This is a genomic window from Actinoplanes sp. NPDC051537, from assembly GCF_055586105.1.
The window spans coordinates 262,547-277,780 of the sequence record NZ_JBVJIU010000002.1; the positions used below are offsets into that span (position 1 = coordinate 262,547).

General features: G+C 71.6%; 16 protein-coding genes. 9 read left to right on the forward strand and 7 right to left on the reverse strand.

All coding sequences use genetic code 11. The annotated features are described in order from the left end of the window. The first annotated feature begins 35 nt into the window (after positions 1-35). The 4 genes from ACZ6TB_RS04975 (at position 36) to ACZ6TB_RS04990 (ending at position 5,411) form a co-directional block, all read left to right on the forward strand. On the forward strand, positions 36-1,424 hold the full coding sequence (locus tag ACZ6TB_RS04975; protein WP_465550715.1) for an amino acid permease: 1,389 nt from the start codon (positions 36-38) through the stop codon (positions 1,422-1,424). 208 nt (positions 1,425-1,632) lie between these two features. Continuing rightward, entirely contained in the window at positions 1,633-2,463 is an 831-nt protein-coding gene (locus ACZ6TB_RS04980; protein WP_465550717.1) for a slipin family protein, read from the forward strand. A gap of 468 nt (positions 2,464-2,931) precedes the next feature. Next, on the forward strand, positions 2,932-3,462 hold the full coding sequence (locus ACZ6TB_RS04985; RefSeq protein ID WP_465550719.1) for a hypothetical protein: 531 nt from the start codon (positions 2,932-2,934) through the stop codon (positions 3,460-3,462). Then, complete coding sequence (locus ACZ6TB_RS04990; RefSeq protein WP_465550721.1) at positions 3,459-5,411, forward strand: glycoside hydrolase family 2 protein; 1,953 nt, start codon at positions 3,459-3,461, stop codon at positions 5,409-5,411. Before ACZ6TB_RS04985 ends, ACZ6TB_RS04990 begins: the two co-directional genes overlap by 4 nt. 332 nt (positions 5,412-5,743) lie before the next feature. On the opposite strand, the gene ACZ6TB_RS04995 is transcribed toward ACZ6TB_RS04990, so the two are convergent. Beyond that, on the reverse strand, positions 5,744-7,351 hold the full coding sequence (locus ACZ6TB_RS04995; RefSeq protein WP_465550723.1) for a RecQ family ATP-dependent DNA helicase: 1,608 nt from the start codon (positions 7,349-7,351) through the stop codon (positions 5,744-5,746). Between the two features lie 67 nt (positions 7,352-7,418). Between ACZ6TB_RS04995 and ACZ6TB_RS05000 the strand changes: the two genes are divergently transcribed. Beyond that, entirely contained in the window at positions 7,419-8,174 is a 756-nt protein-coding gene (locus ACZ6TB_RS05000; protein ID WP_465550725.1) for an alpha/beta fold hydrolase, read from the forward strand. Continuing rightward, a complete protein-coding gene (locus ACZ6TB_RS05005; protein ID WP_465550727.1) occupies positions 8,158-8,466 on the forward strand; it encodes a hypothetical protein in 309 nt (102 codons plus the stop codon). The genes ACZ6TB_RS05000 and ACZ6TB_RS05005 overlap by 17 nt, the downstream gene beginning before the upstream one ends. Here ACZ6TB_RS05005 and msrA read toward each other — a convergent pair. Beyond that, entirely contained in the window at positions 8,463-8,969 is a 507-nt protein-coding gene (msrA, locus tag ACZ6TB_RS05010; RefSeq protein ID WP_465550729.1) for a peptide-methionine (S)-S-oxide reductase MsrA, read from the reverse strand. The genes ACZ6TB_RS05005 and msrA overlap by 4 nt on opposite strands. Before the next feature lie 73 nt (positions 8,970-9,042). Here msrA and ligD point away from each other — a divergent pair, with 73 nt between their 5' ends. Then, positions 9,043-9,951, forward strand: a complete 909-nt coding sequence (ligD, locus tag ACZ6TB_RS05015; protein WP_465550731.1) for a non-homologous end-joining DNA ligase — start codon at positions 9,043-9,045, stop codon at positions 9,949-9,951. On the opposite strand, the gene ACZ6TB_RS05020 is transcribed toward ligD, so the two are convergent. Continuing rightward, the gene (locus tag ACZ6TB_RS05020; RefSeq protein WP_465550733.1) at positions 9,869-10,588 is read right to left on the reverse strand and encodes an HAD family hydrolase; all 720 of its coding nucleotides are present in this window, start codon (positions 10,586-10,588) and stop codon (positions 9,869-9,871) included. The two genes, ligD and ACZ6TB_RS05020, sit on opposite strands and share 83 nt — an antisense overlap. Beyond that, positions 10,585-10,941: a VOC family protein gene (locus ACZ6TB_RS05025; RefSeq protein ID WP_465550735.1), complete on the reverse strand. Its 357-nt coding sequence runs from the start codon at positions 10,939-10,941 to the stop codon at positions 10,585-10,587. The genes ACZ6TB_RS05020 and ACZ6TB_RS05025 overlap by 4 nt, the downstream gene beginning before the upstream one ends. Positions 10,942-10,995: 54 nt before the next feature. On the opposite strand from ACZ6TB_RS05025, the gene ACZ6TB_RS05030 reads away from it, so the two are divergent. Then, positions 10,996-11,973, forward strand: coding sequence for a helix-turn-helix transcriptional regulator (locus ACZ6TB_RS05030; RefSeq protein ID WP_465550737.1), 978 nt, complete (start codon positions 10,996-10,998; stop codon positions 11,971-11,973). Here ACZ6TB_RS05030 and ACZ6TB_RS05035 read toward each other — a convergent pair. Then, positions 11,966-12,184 (reverse strand): hypothetical protein, encoded by a 219-nt coding sequence (locus ACZ6TB_RS05035; RefSeq protein ID WP_465550739.1) that lies wholly within the window; start codon positions 12,182-12,184, stop codon positions 11,966-11,968. The genes ACZ6TB_RS05030 and ACZ6TB_RS05035 overlap by 8 nt on opposite strands. A 195-nt stretch (positions 12,185-12,379) precedes the next feature. On the opposite strand from ACZ6TB_RS05035, the gene ACZ6TB_RS05040 reads away from it, so the two are divergent. Next, positions 12,380-13,210, forward strand: a complete 831-nt coding sequence (locus ACZ6TB_RS05040) for an EamA family transporter (RefSeq protein ID WP_465550741.1) — start codon at positions 12,380-12,382, stop codon at positions 13,208-13,210. A 28-nt stretch (positions 13,211-13,238) separates the two neighbouring features. Here the strand turns inward: ACZ6TB_RS05040 and ACZ6TB_RS05045 are convergent, their stop codons facing one another. Together ACZ6TB_RS05045 and ACZ6TB_RS05050 are read right to left on the reverse strand one after the other, a co-directional pair. Then, a complete protein-coding gene (locus ACZ6TB_RS05045; protein ID WP_465550743.1) occupies positions 13,239-13,802 on the reverse strand; it encodes a YdcF family protein in 564 nt (187 codons plus the stop codon). Positions 13,803-13,870: 68 nt separating this feature from the next. Beyond that, complete coding sequence (locus tag ACZ6TB_RS05050) at positions 13,871-15,196, reverse strand: M1 family metallopeptidase (protein ID WP_465550745.1); 1,326 nt, start codon at positions 15,194-15,196, stop codon at positions 13,871-13,873. Between the last annotated feature and the right edge of the window lie 38 nt (positions 15,197-15,234).

The following is a 15,234-nucleotide window of genomic DNA, read 5'->3' on the forward strand; positions in this document are numbered from 1 at the left end:
TGCGCCGCGCCGATGAAGGCGTTAGATCCATAGGTATGGATACTTCGGCGCTGTTCCGGCGCAAGCCGGTCGACGACATCACGGAGGAGGGCTCGTCCGGCCTGAACCGGTCGCTCGGGCTGTTCCAGCTGACCGCGATCGGCGTGGGCGGCATCATCGGCGCCGGCATCTTCGCGCTCGCGGGGGCGGTGGCCAACAAGACGGCGGGGCCGGCCGTCGTCATCTCGTTCCTCATCGCCGGCGTGGCCTCGGCGTGCGCGGCCCTCTCCTACGCCGAGTTCGCGGGGCTGATCCCCCGGGCCGGGTCGGCTTACACGTACGGCTATGCGGTCCTGGGTGAAGGTGTCGGCTGGTTCATCGGGTGGGACCTGCTGCTCGAGTACACGGCGATCGTCTCGGTGGTGGCGATCGGCATCTCCGGCTACTTCTCGTTCCTGCTGGACGACATCGGCGTGCATCTGCCCGCGTGGATGCTCGGCGCGCCCGGCACCGGCGACGGCCACGTGGTGGATCTGTTCGCCATGCTGTTGTGCCTGCTCATCGCGTACCTGCTGAATCAGGGCATCCGTGCCGCCGCCCGCACCGAGACCGTGGTCGTGGTCATCAAGGTGGCCGTGGTCCTGCTCGTCATCGTCGTCGGCGCGTTCCACATCGACAGCGCGAACTACCAGCCGTTCTTCCCGTTCGGCTTCGGCGGCGCGGTGACCGGCGCGTCCACCGTCTTCTTCGCCGTCTTCGGCTACGACGCGATGAGCACGGCGGCCGAGGAGTCGAAGGACGCCCGGCGGCACATGCCCAAGGCGATCATCTGGTCGCTGGTCATTTCCATGATCCTGTACGTGCTGGCGTGTCTCGTGCTGACCGGCATGCAGCACTACACCGAGATCGATCCGGAGAGCGGCTTCTCGTCCGCCTTCGCCTCGGTCGGGCTCTCCGGCCTGGCCGACGTCATCGCGGTCGGCGCGATCATCGGCATCCTCACCGTGATGTTCACGTTCATGCTCGGCGTGACCCGCGTCTGGTACTCGATGAGCCGTGACGGTCTGCTGCCGTCCTGGTTCTCCCGCCTGCACCCGACCCGGCAGGTGCCGTCCCGGGTGACCTGGATCGCCGGCGCGGTGTCGGCCCTGATCGCCGGCGTCCTGCCGATCGAGGAGGCGGCCGAGCTCACCAACATCGGCATCCTGCTCGCGTTCGTGGTCGTCTGCGTGGCCGTGATCGTGCTGCGCTACCGGCGTCCCGACCTGCCGCGCTCGTTCCGCCTGCCGGCCATGCCGGTCGTCCCGGCGCTCGGCATCGTCTTCTCACTCTGGCTGATCACCTACCTCTCGCCGATCACCTGGCTGCGCTTCGCCATCTGGTTCGTGCTGGGCGTCATCGTGTACGTGTTCTACGGCCGGCGCCATTCCGTCCTGAACCGCTGAGCGCCGATATTCCGTTGTCGCCGGGCCCGGGATTTGTCATTCTTATCTCGGCCCCGGCGGCTTCAGAAGTACGCGCTTCCGCAGCGGATGCATTGGCGATCCAACCACGCTGATCCGCTGTCTTCAAGGCGACCGATCCTTCTCATCGGATCCGCTTCGGGGCCACCCACCTATTCTTATTTTTCCCCATCGTTTTCCGGAGATCCCGATGATCATCCACAGCGGATTCCGCGGCCTTCGCTATGTCGACGGCCGATTCGACCAGGTGCTCGAGCCGGGCCGCTACGAGCTGCCCAAGCGCCGGTTCGGCCGCCGCACGCCCACCGTCTCGATCGTGCCGATCGACGTGCGCGAGCGCGAGCTGAACATCAAGGGCCAGGAGATTCTCACGGCCGACAAGGTGGCCGTACGGGTCAATATCATCACGCATTTCCGGGTGACCGATCCGAAGGCCGCCGTCGAGCGGGTCGCCGATTACCACGACCGCATTTACAGCGACGTCCAGCTCGCCGCGCGCCGTTCCCTGGCGTCGATGACGCTCGAGGCCATCCTGACCAACCGCAACCAGCTCAGCGAGGACATCCTGCGCGACGTCGAGGGCGTCTCGGCCGGCTACGGCGTCGAGATAATCCGCGCCGACGTGAAGGACCTGGTCTTCCCCGGCAACCTCCAGGAGATCATGAACCGCGTCCTCACGGCGCAGCGCATGGCCGAGGCCCAGATGGTCGAGGCCCGCACCCGAGCCGAGCGAGACACGCTGGAGGCCGACTCGAAGGCAGCAGCCGAGCGCGTCGCGGCCCGGGCCCGGGTCGAGTCGACCCGCCTGGCCGCCGAGGCCGACGCCGAGGCCAAGCGCATCCGCGCCGACGCCGAGGTGGACGCCCTGCGCCGCCTGGCCGCGGCGGCCGAGGCGTACGCCGAGCACCCGGCCCTGCTGCGCCTGCGCGAGCTGGAGACGCTGGGCGCGCTGGGCGCCAACGCTTCCGCGCGGCTCTACATCGGTTTCGACAAGCACAGCGACCGCCTCGCTTCCGAGTGACCGGCCGTGCCGGGCGTGCCCCCATGCCCGGCGCGGTCGCTCACCGCGCGCCCGCCTCACCGCGCGCCCGCCTCACCGCGCCCCCGCCCCACCGCGCGCCCGCCCCACCGCGCGCCCGCCCCACCGCGCGCCCACCCCACCGCGCGGCCGGCCCCACGCGCGGCCCGCCCCGCCTCGCGGCCACCTCACCTCTCGGGCCCCACCGCGCGGCCCCGATGGGCGCCGTCGCCTTCCGGGCCCCCTAACCGCGGCGCGTCCCACCCCGATGGGCACCCGCCCGACCGCGCGCCCCATCCCACCGCGCACCCCATCCCACCGCACACCCCATCCCATCGCGCACCCCACTCGATCGCGCCCCATCCCATCGCGCGCCCACCGCGACGCCTGATCACCCGGCTTGTTCAGCCGCCGAGCTCGACCCACCGGCGGACTTGACCGGTTCAGCGAAACATTCATAACCTTGGATGCATGCCTGGGATCAGCCGGAGACGAGCCATCCAGATGGGCGTCGTGGCGGCGGGCGCCGCCCGGCTGCCCGCGCCCGGCCCTCGCACCCGGCGGGAGCTGCCGTTCGACGAGGACTGGCTGTTCCGGCGGGGCGACCTCGAGGGCGGCGAGCAGCCGGGACTCGACGACGGCGGGTGGCGGGACCTCGATCTGCCGCACGACTGGGGCATCGAGGATCTCCCCTGTGCGATCTCCGACGACGGCGCCGCGACCAGTGACCCCTCGCTGCTCACCACGCAGGTGCCGCCGGCCGAGCCGGTTCCGCCGGCGGTCATCGGGCCGTTCGACCCGGCCTCGAGCGCGGGCGGCGGCTCGACCGGTTACACGGTGGGCGGCGTCGGCTGGTACCGCAAGCACTTCCGGCGGGCGAACGGGTCGAACTGCGGTTCGATGGCGTCTACCAGAACGCGGACGTCTGGCTCAACGGCGTCGATCTCGGGTTCCATCCGTTCGGTTACACCGGTTTCGCGTACGACCTCACGCCGTTCTTGAGCGCGACCAACGTGCTCGCCGTCCGGGTCGACAACACTGGGCAGACCAGTCGCTGGTATTCGGGCTCGGGCATCTACCGCCACACGTGGCTGACCGTCACCGGGCCGACCCGGATCCCGCTCTGGGGCGTGTCCGTAACGACGGCGCAGTCCACCGTGCGCGTCGCGGTCGACATCGAGGGGCCGCCTCCGTCCGCGGTGCGCGTGACCCTGCGCGACCCCTCGGGCGCGGTGGTGGCGCGACGTGAGGCGTCGCCCGGCACCGATCTTGCGTTCGAGCTTGAAGATCCACTGCGGTGGGACACGGGTACGCCGCACCTCTACACCGCGCACGCGGAGCTGGTCACCCACGGTCATACCGTCGACGCGACCGCGACCACGTTCGGCATCCGGGACCTGACCTGGGACGGCGTCCTGAAGCTCAACGGCCGCCCGGTCAAGGTCGTCGGCGGCTGCATCCACGCCGACAACGGCCCGATGGGCGCGGTCACCCTCGCCCGCTCCGAGGAACGCAAGGTCGAGCTGCTGCTCGCGGCCGGCTTCACCGCCCTGCGCACCGCCCACAACCCACCCTCACCGGACCTGCTCGACGCCTGCGACCGGCTCGGCATGCTGGTCATGGACGAGTTCGTGGACGTCTGGGACACCGGCAAGACACCGCAGGACTACGCGGTGCACTTCGCCGAGTGGTGGGAACGCGACCTGACCAGCATGATCCGGCGCGACCGCAACCACCCGAGCATCGTGATCTGGTCGCTCGGCAACGAGATCACCGACAACACCGGCGGCCGGCGTGGCGCCGAGATGGCCGCCCTGCTGCGCACGCTCGACATCACGCGGCCGATCACGCTCGGTGGCGGCTCGACGTTCACGCCCGACGACCCGTCCTGGTCCTACGTCGACATCGGCGATGTGCACTACAACGCGAACGGTAAGGGCTATGCGCAGATGCACGCGGCCCACCCCGGCAAGCCGATGACGCACAGCGAGGGCTTCCCGGCCACGATCTACCAGGACCAGGTGTTCGCCGAGCAGAACGACTGGGCGGTCGGCACCTGGGTGTGGGCGGCCATGGACTACCTGGGCGAGTCGGGCATCGGCAAGACGCTGATGGCGCCCGCGGGCACGGCGGCGTCGATCGGCGACCAGAGCGTGATGCCCGGCTGGTCGATCGCCCGCCTGTTGCATCACGGGTGGGGCGGCTTCGGCTACCCGTACCCGTACTTCCAGGGCAACTGCGGCGACCTCGACCTGATCGGCGGCCGCAAGGCCCAGAACCACTGGCGGGCCGCGGTCACCGGCGCGAGCCCTCTCGAGCTGCTGGTCGAGCGCCCGGTCGTGGCCGGCACCGAGCAGGTGGCGGTCTGGTGGGGCTACTACGACGAGCTGGAGAGCTGGACCTGGAACGTTCCAGCCGACCAGCCGATGGTCGTCCGCGCCTATACGACGGGTGACCGGGTGCGGTTGCTGCTGAACGGCGCGCCGGTCGCCGAGGGTTCGCCGTCGCTCGGGGCCGTCTCCCTGACCGCGCCCTACCGGCCGGGCGAGCTGACCGCGATCGCTTACCGAGCCGGCCGCGAGATCGGCCGCCGCACGCTGCGCACCACCGGCCCGGCCGCCGCCCTGCGCCTGACCTCGGATGTCCCCGGGCTGACCACCGGCCGCGACGATCTCGCGCACGTCCTGGTCACGGTGGTGGATGCCAAACGGAACCTGGTTCCGGATGCCGTCCACCGGGTCAGCTTCGAGGTGCACGGCGCCGGCACACTGGCCGCGGTCGGCAACGGCAACCCGCACAACGCCGACAGCTTCCGCCGCCCCCGCCGCCACACCTGGCACGGCCGCGCCCTGGCGATCATCCGACCGGCGAAATCCCCGGGCGTGGTCACCCTGATCGCTTCGGCGCCGGGTCTGGGCGCCACCAAAATCACCCTTCCCGTACGCCGATGAGCCCCCAAGCCGCCAGACCAGTCCCGGCGCGACCACCGCAACCGAGCGAGCCCCACCGAGCCAAGCACGCCACGCCGAAAACCGCGCCACCGCAACCCGAGCGCGCCCCACCAAGCCAGGCACACCACGCCGAAAACCGCGCCACCGCAACCCGAGCGCGCCCCACCGAGCCAGGCACGCCACGCCTCGGGATATCCGCTCGCCGCCGTCGCCGTCGAAGAAGGCCTCCATGCTGGGCGCGGCGGCACCCGCCGCGCTCCGATCGCCATCGGTGACACCACGCCGGCCACCGCCTGCACCGAAGACTGCTGCGCTTGAGCCCGCTCGGGGGGCTATTCGAGAGTGAGCAGGCCGTTGGTCAGGGACGCCGCGGTCAGGTGGCGGTAGCCGACCGAGTCGAAGGCGACCACCAGCTCGTGGTCGTCCCGGCTCAGGACCGTGCCCGGGCCCCACAGGCGGTGGCGCACGCGCATCTGGCCCGCGGCGGCCTGGCCGGCCTGGCGCGGGGCCACAGCGGCGTGGTCGTCGTTGTCGCAGGACTTGCACGGCGGGTCGTACTGCTCGCCGAAATAGCCCAGCAGGTCGGCTCGGCGGCAGTGCGTCGACTCGGCGTAGCCGCGCGCCGCCTCGATGCGGGAACGCAGGATCGCCTGGCGGCGGTTGCCGGCGGCGGTCACCTGCTTGAACGCGTCGCCCAGCGGGGCCGCCAGCACGGCGTCGTTGCCGTCGGGGTGGAGCAGGCCCAGCTCCAGCAGCTCGTCGACGACGCGGCTCACCGACGGGCGGCCCACGCCGCTGGCCTCGGTCAGCTCCTTCACGGTGATGCGGCCGGTGGCGGCCTCGATCGCGTCGATGACGGCGTGCACGGCGGCGTCGCTCATCTTCGACTTCGCGGCGAGCAGGCGCGGGATCCGTACGGTGCGGGGGTCGTAGACCAGGACCGCGCTCGCCGGGCCGCCGTCGCGACCGGCCCGGCCGATCTCCTGGTAGTACTCGTCGAGGCTGCCGGGCACGCCGGCGTGGACGACCGTGCGCACGTCCGGCTTGTCGATGCCCATGCCGAACGCGCTGGTGGCCACGACCACGTCGAGGCGGCCGGCGAAGAACGCGTCCTGGATCTCGGCGCGGCGGGCGGCGGGCAGGCCGGCGTGGTACGGCTCGGCCTTGTACGCGTCGAGGCGCAGGCGCGCGGCCAGGCTCTCGCACCGCGCGTGGCTGAGGGCGTAGACCAGGGCCGGCCCGTCGTGGGCGAGCACCACCTCGACCGTACGGTCATCGATCGCCTGATCCTCGGGAAGATCGTGCCGCGCCCGGCGTACGGCCAAGGAGATGTTGGGCCGGTCGAAGTCGGACACGATCACCTGGGGATCACGCATCCGCAGCTGGCGGGTGATGTCCGCCTGCACCGGCGGGGCGGCGGTCGCGGTCAGCGCCAGCACCGGCGGGCGGCCGGCCTTCTCGACCACGTCGGCGAGTCGCAGGTACTCGGGACGGAAGTCGTGGCCCCACTCGCTGACCAGGTGCGCCTCGTCGACGGCGACCAGCGTGATCGGGCGGGGGCTGCCCTCGATCGCGGCCATCGTCTCGGCGTTGGCCAACTGCTCGGGACCGAGCATCACGAAGTCGACGCGGCCGCCGCGAAGGTCGTCGAGCGCCGCGACCCGTTCGGCGTGATGCTGGGAGGAGTTGAGCATGACGGCCCGGACGTGCGCGGTGAGAGCGCGCAACTGGTCGCGCTGGAGGGCGATGAGCGGCGAGACGACCAGCGTGAGACCGCCGAGCGCGAGCCCGCCGACCTGGTAGATCGCGCTCTTCCCGCTGCCGGTCGGGAGCACGGCCAGGGTGTCGCCGTGCTCGGTGAGGGCGGCGAGTGCCCGGCGCTGCGCCGGACGCAGGCTGATGCCGAGCACATCGGAGGCGATCTGGTCCAGCCGGTCCATGGTGGCGCTCCTTACCTTCACGTTCACTCCGGCCCGTGGTCAGCCGAACTTCTGGTAAACATCGTGGATGAGCTTTCGCGGGGTCACGGTCAACGGCGTCCGACTCGGTTGCCGTGAAGCCGGTGACCCGGCCGCTCCGCCGGTCGTGCTGCTGCACGGTAGCGGCAGCAGCGCCCGCACGTGGGACCGATTCACCCCTCGGCTGACCGCGGCCGGCTATCGCACGATCGCCGTCGACCTGCGTGGGCACGGCGCCAGCGACCGGCCCCGGGACTACGCGCTGGGGCGCCTCCGCGACGACCTGCTCGGATTGATCGACGCTCTGGATCTCGACAAGCCCGTCCTGATCGGGCACTCGGTCGGCGCCTATGCGGCGCTGGCCGCGGCCCTGCACTCGCCGGAACGGGTCAGCGGGCTGGTCCTCGAGGACCTGGCGGCGCCGCCCCGGCCGGCCGGCACGACGACGACCGTCAACCCGTTCCAGGCGCTGGCCGCGGTGTTCGGCATCCTCACCATCCGCCGCGACTACGACCTGCGTGCCCTCGCGTCCCTGCTGCGCCAGCTGACCCGGCCCGACCCCGCCTGGTGGGACGGGCTGGCCGGGGTGCGCCACCCGACGCTGGTGCTCTCCGGCGGGCCGGCCAGCTGCATCCCGCCGGGGCGGCTGGCCGACGCGACGGCCGCCATTCCGGGCGCCCGCCTGGCCACCATCGCGGTCGGTCATCGCGTACACAGCCTGGCGCCGGACCGGTTCGCCGCCGAGGTGCTGGAGTTTCTTGCTTCGATGAAGGTAACTTCATTCCTCAGTGGACCGATGGAGTGACTCCGCGACGGCGCTGGCCATCAGCGCCGCGCTGGTCGGCGGTTGGGCGGCGGCGTCGCTCCTGCTCTACGAGTGGCTGCGCGCGGCGTTCGGCGAGATCAACCTGATCGCGCCGGTCGAGCTCGTCGTCTTTCTCGGCGGCACCGGCCTGGTGGTGGCCGCGCCGGCCGTGAGCGCCTGGCTGGCAGGCACCCACGGCTGGAGCATCGCGGCCTGGGGTTTCGGCCTGCTCGCGGTCGCCCTCGCGGCCGTGCTCGGCTGGTGGACCGCCGGGATGATCCTGCGGTCCTAGCCGTTGCGGCGCGGAAGCACCCAGTCGGGCCGCGGGAAGTGGCAGGTGTAGCCGTTCGGGATGCGCTCCAGGTAGTCCTGGTGCTCGGCCTCGGCCTCCCAGAACGGGCCGGCCGGCTCGACCGCGGTGACGACCTTGCCCGGCCACAGGCCGGAGGCCTCCACGTCGGCGATCGTGTCCTCGGCGACGCTCTTCTGCTCGTCGCTGGTGTAGAAGATGGCCGACCGGTAGCTGAGGCCGACGTCGTTGCCCTGGCGGTTCATCGTCGTCGGGTCGTGGATCTGGAAGAAGAACTCCAGGAGTTCCCGGTACGACGTGACGGCCGGGTCGAAGGTGATCTCGATGGCCTCGGCGTGCGTGCCGTGGTGGTAGTAGGTGGCGTTCGGCACGTCGCCGCCGGAGTAGCCGACCCGCGTGCCGAGCACGCCGGGACGGCGGCGGATGAGTTGCTGCATGCCCCAGAAGCAGCCGCCGGCCAGGATGGCGGTCTCGGTTTGGCTCATCCGGCAACGGTACCGCCGGGCCGTCCCGCGGGTGTCCAATGATCTGGTGACGTTCCCCGCTCCCATACCGCCCATGCTGGCCACTCTCGGCACGTTGCCGACCGGCGGTGGCTGGGCTTACGAGTACAAATGGGATGGCGTGCGCGCCGTCGTCTACATCCAGGGCGATGAGGTACGCGTCCTGAGCCGCAACGAGCGGGACGTCAGTGCCGCGTATCCGGACATCGCCGGTGCCGTCCGCGGCCTCGGAACGCTGATCCTCGACGGCGAGATCGTGGCGCCGGACGCGCACGGCCGCCCGTCGTTCTCCCGCCTCCAGCGCCGGATGGGCGTGCACGAGCCGAGCCCCGAGCTGATCGCCGGGACGCCGCTGCATTACAACGTCTTCGACCTGCTCGGCCGGGACGGGAAGTCGCTGGTCGGCGAGCCGTTCCACGAGCGCCGGGCCCGGCTGGAGGAGCTCGGCGGCCTCCAGGTGCCACCGTCGTTCGTCGCCGACGACCCGGACGAGGTGGTCGAGGAGTCACGGCGGCGCGGCCTCGAGGGGGTGGTGGCCAAGCGGCTCGACGGCCCCTACGCACCCGGGCGGCGATCACCGGACTGGATCAAAGCGCCATTCATCCGTACGCAGGAGGTGGTGATCCTGGGTTTCAAGGAGGGCGAGGGAAGGCGGGCCGGCACGATCGGCGCGCTGCTGGTCGGGCTGTATCGCGGGGGAAAGCTGTCGTTCGCCGGTGGCGTCGGAACCGGCTTCACCGACGCGGCGCTGCACGCCCTGCAAGCGCAGCTGAAGCCCCTGATCACCGGGGAGCCGGCCGCGGACGACGTCCCCCGCCGCGACGCCCGCGGCGCGATCTGGGTGGAGCCGTCCGTGGTCGGCGAGGTCGAGTACCGCAGCTTCACCGAGGACGGCCGCCTGCGCCATTCGAGCTGGCGGGGCCTGCGCCCGGACCGCCGCCCCGACGAGGCAAAGCTCGGATGACCGGTAGGATCTCGGGAAACGTGTCGACCGCCGCGGTGACGTAGCGCGGGTCGAACTCGTCGAGGCGCCGGACGCCGCTCTGCAGGCAGGCGACGAAGCGGGTGCCCGCGCCGCCGGCCGCCGTGGCGTCGCCCGGCGAGTCGCCGACGTAGACGCACTGCTCGGGCCGGAATCCGGTCTCGGCCAGCAACTCGTCGAAGACCCGCGGATCGGGCTTGCGGAAACGGGTGTTGCCCTGGTGATAGGCGGCCGTGACGCGGGTCGCCAGTGCGTGGCCGGGCGCGAGAAGGTGGCGTACCTCCGCCTCGGCCCTCGAAGTCAGCAGCATGATGGTGTGCCCGTCCCCGGCCAGGTGGTCCAGCGCGGCCAGGTTCTCCGGCGGGATCACGTCGAGGCGTCCCGCCGCCAGGTACTGCTGGTGGACGACCGGGAACAGCGCGGCGAACCGGTCGAGGTCGACGCCGGGCGACCGTAGCGGGATGGCGTCGAGCAGCGCCTCGCCCCAGGTCGCGAGGTGCACGTCCCGGGGCATCGGCGGCCGGCCGAGGGCGGCGAGCACGTCGTTCTCCAGCTCGAAGGAGGCCGCCTCGGTCAGGCACAGGGTGTCGTCGACGTCGACGATCACGGCATCGGTCACCGGCCCAGCGTAAAGACGTTCACCAGCGTGCCGTCCGGGTCGCGGAACAGCAGGGACCGATTGCCCCACGGCATGGTCGTCGGCGCCTGCACCAGGTCGTCGATGACGTCACGCATGCGGGCGTACTCGGCGTCCACGTCGTCGACCCGGAACTCCACGATCGCGGTCCGGTTGGCGGCGGCCTCGGCCGCGCCGACCGTCCGCACGCTGCCGATCGCCAGCGTCGCGCCCGGCGTGACGACCTCGCTGAAGTCCGGCGTGGGCCGGCGCGCGGTGATGCCGGTGACCCGCTCGTAGAAGGTGGTGAGCCGATCGACGTCGGCGGTGATGATGCGAACCGAGGTGAGAATCATGTGGCCGACGCTAACGGCAATACCGGGCAGAATCCGCCCGGTATGGTGGCGGTCATGGCCCGGCCGACCGCGCGCGTGCTCGCCCTCCTCGAGATCCTCGAGGGCGGCGGCACGCACACCGCGCCCGATCTGGCCGCCCGGCTCGACCTCGACGAGCGGACCGTGCGGCGGTACGTCGAGCATCTGCTCGACCTGGAGATACCGGTCTCGTCGGTGCGGGGGCGCTACGGCGGGTACCGGCTGGCGCCCGGGTTCCGGATGCCGCCGCTGATGCTGACCGACGACGAGGCGCTGGCGGTCATGCTGGGGCTGCTCGCGACCGCGCCCGTCGCCCCTGCCGGCCCTGCCACCCTTGCCGCCGCCAAGGTGCGCCGGGTGCTGCCGCGGGCTCTTGCCGACCGGCTGGACGCCCTCGTCGCGAGCACCGAGTTCACGGCGTCCGCCATCGGCAAGGCGGCCCCTTCGGCCTCCGTCGCGCTGCGGCTGGCCGAGGCCATCCGGCAGCGCCGCCCGGCGGCCATCGCCTACACCGACCGCGGGGGCCGGCGCACCGAGCGCACCCTGCATCCGTACGGGATCGTGGTCCATGCCGGACGCTGGTACGTGACCGGCGCCGACTCCACCTCGGGCCGGATCCGCACGTTCCGGCTGGACCGGATCGCCGCCGCCCGGGTGATCGAGGGCTCGTTCGCGGCGCCCGAGGGATTCGAGCCCGCTTCATCGGTCCTCGCCGGCCTGGCCGCGACGCCGTGGCGGCACGAGGTGGTCGTGCTGGTCCGCGGGACGGCGGACGAGGTGCGCGCCCGCCTGCCGAAGGGTCTCGCGACCGTGACGCCGGACGCGGACGGGGTGGAGGTTCGCCTGCGGGCCGAGCGGCTGGACTGGTTGCCCGGGGTGCTGGCCGGCCTGGCGTTGCCGTTCGTGGTGCGCGAGCCCCCGGAGCTGCGCGACGTCGTGCGAGCCTGGGCGGACCGCGTGGCCGGCTGCGCGGCGGCGACCACACCGGCGGAGGCGGCCCGCGCCTTCAGTTAGGGGCGCCCTCGTCGATCCACTGGCGCAGGAGGAGCTTGTCCGCCTCGGGCCAGCCGCCGTCGCACGGCATCGCGCCGCGGTCGAGGGCGGCGTAGATGCGTTCGGCGTTCGCGCGGACGTCGTCGGCCGACCACAGGTCGAACATCCGGAGCATGGCGTTACGGTCCTTCGCCCGGAAGAGGGGCTTGATGTCGGCGTCGAAGCTGGGCATGACGGGGCCTCCTGGGCGCTCGGCGGACGTACGCACCCATGACCGGACGGCATGATCCGTTGTGACACGCCGCCGATCGGGGTAGGCCGGTCGGCCGCCCTCCTGCGGGCGACTGACCTGCCGCTTTACGGTCGGCATAGTCGCCCGCATGACTTCGCGTGTATCCAGCGCCGACGGCATCGCCTCCTGACGGGCATGGCGTGGTTGATGACGGCCGCGGCCGGTGCGGCCGCCGCATGGGGGATCTCCGACTTCCTCGCCGGGTTGCTGGCCCGCCGGCTGCCGGTGCTGACGATCCTGATCGGATCGAGGATCGCCGCGATGCTGCTGACCCTTCTGGTGGCGGCCGTACGGGGATTGCCCGCCGCCTGGGACGAACGGTTCTGGCTGGCGGTGGTCGCCGGGGTCGTGGGGTTGCCGGCGATGGGCCTGCTCTACCGGGCGATGCGGGACGGGTCGCCGGCGGTGGTGGCGCCGGTCGCCGCGGTCGCCGCGCTGGTGCCGGTCGGCTGGGGCCTGCTGCACGGCGAGCGGCTCGGTCTCGGGGCGGGCCTCGGCGTGGCGGCCGGCCTGGTCGGCGCGACGATGGCGAGCTGGCCGGTCCCCGGGGCGGTGCGCCATCGCGCACGGCGGTCGGCGAACCTCTGCGCCCTGGGCGCGGCACTCGGCTTCGGCGTCTATTTCGTGCTGCTGCCCGAGGCGGGCGAGGCCGACAAGTTCTGGGCCCTGGGCGTCGCCCGCATCACCGAGGGCGTGCTCGCGCTGGCCCTGGCGCTGGTGTTGCGCCGCTGCGACCGCACCCTGCTGCGTCCCCCGATCGTGCTGGTCGGCGGCTCGGACGCGCTGGCCGACGCGGCCTTCCTGATGGCCGCCGCGGCCGCGCTGACCCCCGCCGCCGTGGTCGCCTCCCTCTACCCGGCGGTCACGTTGCTGCTCAACCGCTCGGTCCTGCGCGAACGACTGCACACCGTGCACCTGTACGGCGTGGTGGCCGCCGTCTTCAGCGTGGCGTGCCTGGCCCGGTGAGGCGCTCGAAGCCACCGGCAGGGAAGTGTCAGCAGGACGTCTCGAAGGTCAACGCCTTGATGGTGGCGCTCCATTGATACGCGATCTGTTTCGGCCACAAATACCAGGGCAGCGACGCCGTCGCCACCGAAATGGAACCGTCGTAGCACCGTTTCGTGCGCAATTCCGCGCGCCAGGCCTGGTCGCGGGTCGTCACCAGAATGACCGAATGCCAGCCGTATTTCTCGGCCAGCTCGTCCACCGCGCGCGCCTCGCCCCGGGTGGTGAACGGGTCGGAATGGAAACAGACCACCGGCACGTCGTGCCAATGACCCTCGTCGCACCAGCCCCAGCGGGCCTCGTCGTCGGGGACGGAGATCGCCACCACCGGCGCCCGTCCCTGCCGGTAGAGATCCATCGCCAGGGCCCGCCGGTTTCCGGGGCCGCCCAGTTGCACGATCGCGTCGGCCTTCGCCGGCACCGGTGGCAGGCCGGGCCATACGAACAGGTGAGCGGTCAACACCGTCAAGGCTGAAAAGACCACCAGGAATACCGTTAGCACCCGACGCCGAATCCGCCTACGAGGGGCGGATTCGACGCCGGTGCCGGGCATGAAATCACCCTAGGCAGCTTTCGCCACACCTGTCCATGTCGTATGTGCGACGTAACAATGAACACGCGTCAGCCGGCGGTGTTGCGCCATTTCTCCCAGAATGACGACAGGTCGGTCGTGGTGACGGCCTGGAAAGCATTTCGCAATGTCGATGGCTGGGCGATGCCGAATCGGTTCTCGGCCAGATAGTTCCGCAGCGCCTTCTGCACGTTGCCGGCGCCGATGAGGGACTCCAGGTCGAGGAACATGCAGGCGCCGTCGCCGTAGATGCCGGGGGCGTAGAAGTCGGGGTGGGCGGCGTAGTAGTCCATGCCGGCGTCTATCCGCATGCCGGGGTCGAACCAGAACGGGGACTGCGCGCAATAGTCCGGCGTCCCGAGCAGCTTGTCCGTCGTGTACTGGGCGAGCGACTCGTCGAGCCACGGATGCCGGTATTCGTCGTTGCCGACCAGCGCGTACCACCATTGATGCGCGGTCTCGTGCACGGCCGGCAGCGGCGACGGCTCGGTCAGCACGAAGGTGGGGTACTCCATCCCCTGGAAGCCTTCGAACCCGCCGATCACGGTGTCCATCTCCGGGTACGGGTAGGCGCCGTAGGTGGCCGTCCCGTACTCCAGCGTCCGCGCGACGTCCGCCTGCACCGAGCGCGCGGTGTCGGCGGTGACCTCGCCGGTGTACCAGGTGCGCAGGCGGACCCCCGTCGACGTCCGTCCGTCTACGCTCCCGAACGGCCCGGCCGCCCACGCGAAGTCACGCACCAGCGGCGCCGCGATCCGCGTGGTCACCCGCCCGCCGTGCCCGGTCTCCCCGATCACGGTCCCGGTCGCCGGGACGGAGATTCCCGCCGGGTGGTCGAGCGAGACGAGGAAGGTCGAGGTCGGCGACTGGAAGCTCTCGCCACCCGAGACGTACGGCGGCAGATCGTCGCCGATCGCCGGCACCGGCAGCGCGTTGCCGAGGAAGGCGTACGCCCCGACGCGCCCGAATCGATCGGCCCGCTCCGGCACCCGGATGGTCAGGGCGAACGACAGGTCGGTGGTCCGGCGCGGCGGCAGCGCCTTGTTCAGCCGTACGCGCACGGCGGTGCACCCGACCTGCGGGTCACCGGGCACACCGCCGGTGAAGGACGAGACGGTCACGTCGAGGGCGGGCGGGGCGCAGCCGTCGACCCCGTTGCCCCAGAGCCGCAGCCAGACCGCGTCGATCGGGGCCGGCCCGGGGTTGCGCAGCACGATCGTCTCCCGGCCGTCCCATCGGGCGCCGGTCGCGTCGCTGGACAGGTTCACGTGGTAGGCGACCGGCTGGACGGCCGCGGCCGGATCGTCCGCCGGAGAGGAGACCGGGGAGACCGGCGAAATGAGAAGCAGCGCGCTCAGCGCGTGCAAGACAGTCATGGCCGTCAGAATCGCGGCCACCTATCGACGAGAGCGAT

Coding starts and splice junctions, on each gene's coding strand:
- ACZ6TB_RS04975 (WP_465550715.1), top strand. CDS start 36: ATGGATACTTCGGCGCTGTTCCGGCGCAAGCCGGTCGACGACATCACG.
- ACZ6TB_RS04980 (WP_465550717.1), top strand. CDS start 1,633: ATGATCATCCACAGCGGATTCCGCGGCCTTCGCTATGTCGACGGCCGA.
- ACZ6TB_RS04985 (WP_465550719.1), top strand. CDS start 2,932: ATGCCTGGGATCAGCCGGAGACGAGCCATCCAGATGGGCGTCGTGGCG.
- ACZ6TB_RS04995 (WP_465550723.1), bottom strand. CDS start 7,351: ATGGACCGGCTGGACCAGATCGCCTCCGATGTGCTCGGCATCAGCCTG.
- ACZ6TB_RS05000 (WP_465550725.1), top strand. CDS start 7,419: ATGAGCTTTCGCGGGGTCACGGTCAACGGCGTCCGACTCGGTTGCCGT.
- msrA (WP_465550729.1), bottom strand. CDS start 8,969: ATGAGCCAAACCGAGACCGCCATCCTGGCCGGCGGCTGCTTCTGGGGC.
- ligD (WP_465550731.1), top strand. CDS start 9,043: ATGCTGGCCACTCTCGGCACGTTGCCGACCGGCGGTGGCTGGGCTTAC.
- ACZ6TB_RS05025 (WP_465550735.1), bottom strand. CDS start 10,941: ATGATTCTCACCTCGGTTCGCATCATCACCGCCGACGTCGATCGGCTC.
- ACZ6TB_RS05030 (WP_465550737.1), top strand. CDS start 10,996: ATGGCCCGGCCGACCGCGCGCGTGCTCGCCCTCCTCGAGATCCTCGAG.
- ACZ6TB_RS05035 (WP_465550739.1), bottom strand. CDS start 12,184: ATGCCCAGCTTCGACGCCGACATCAAGCCCCTCTTCCGGGCGAAGGAC.
- ACZ6TB_RS05040 (WP_465550741.1), top strand. CDS start 12,380: ATGGCGTGGTTGATGACGGCCGCGGCCGGTGCGGCCGCCGCATGGGGG.
- ACZ6TB_RS05045 (WP_465550743.1), bottom strand. CDS start 13,802: ATGCCCGGCACCGGCGTCGAATCCGCCCCTCGTAGGCGGATTCGGCGT.
- ACZ6TB_RS05050 (WP_465550745.1), bottom strand. CDS start 15,196: ATGACTGTCTTGCACGCGCTGAGCGCGCTGCTTCTCATTTCGCCGGTC.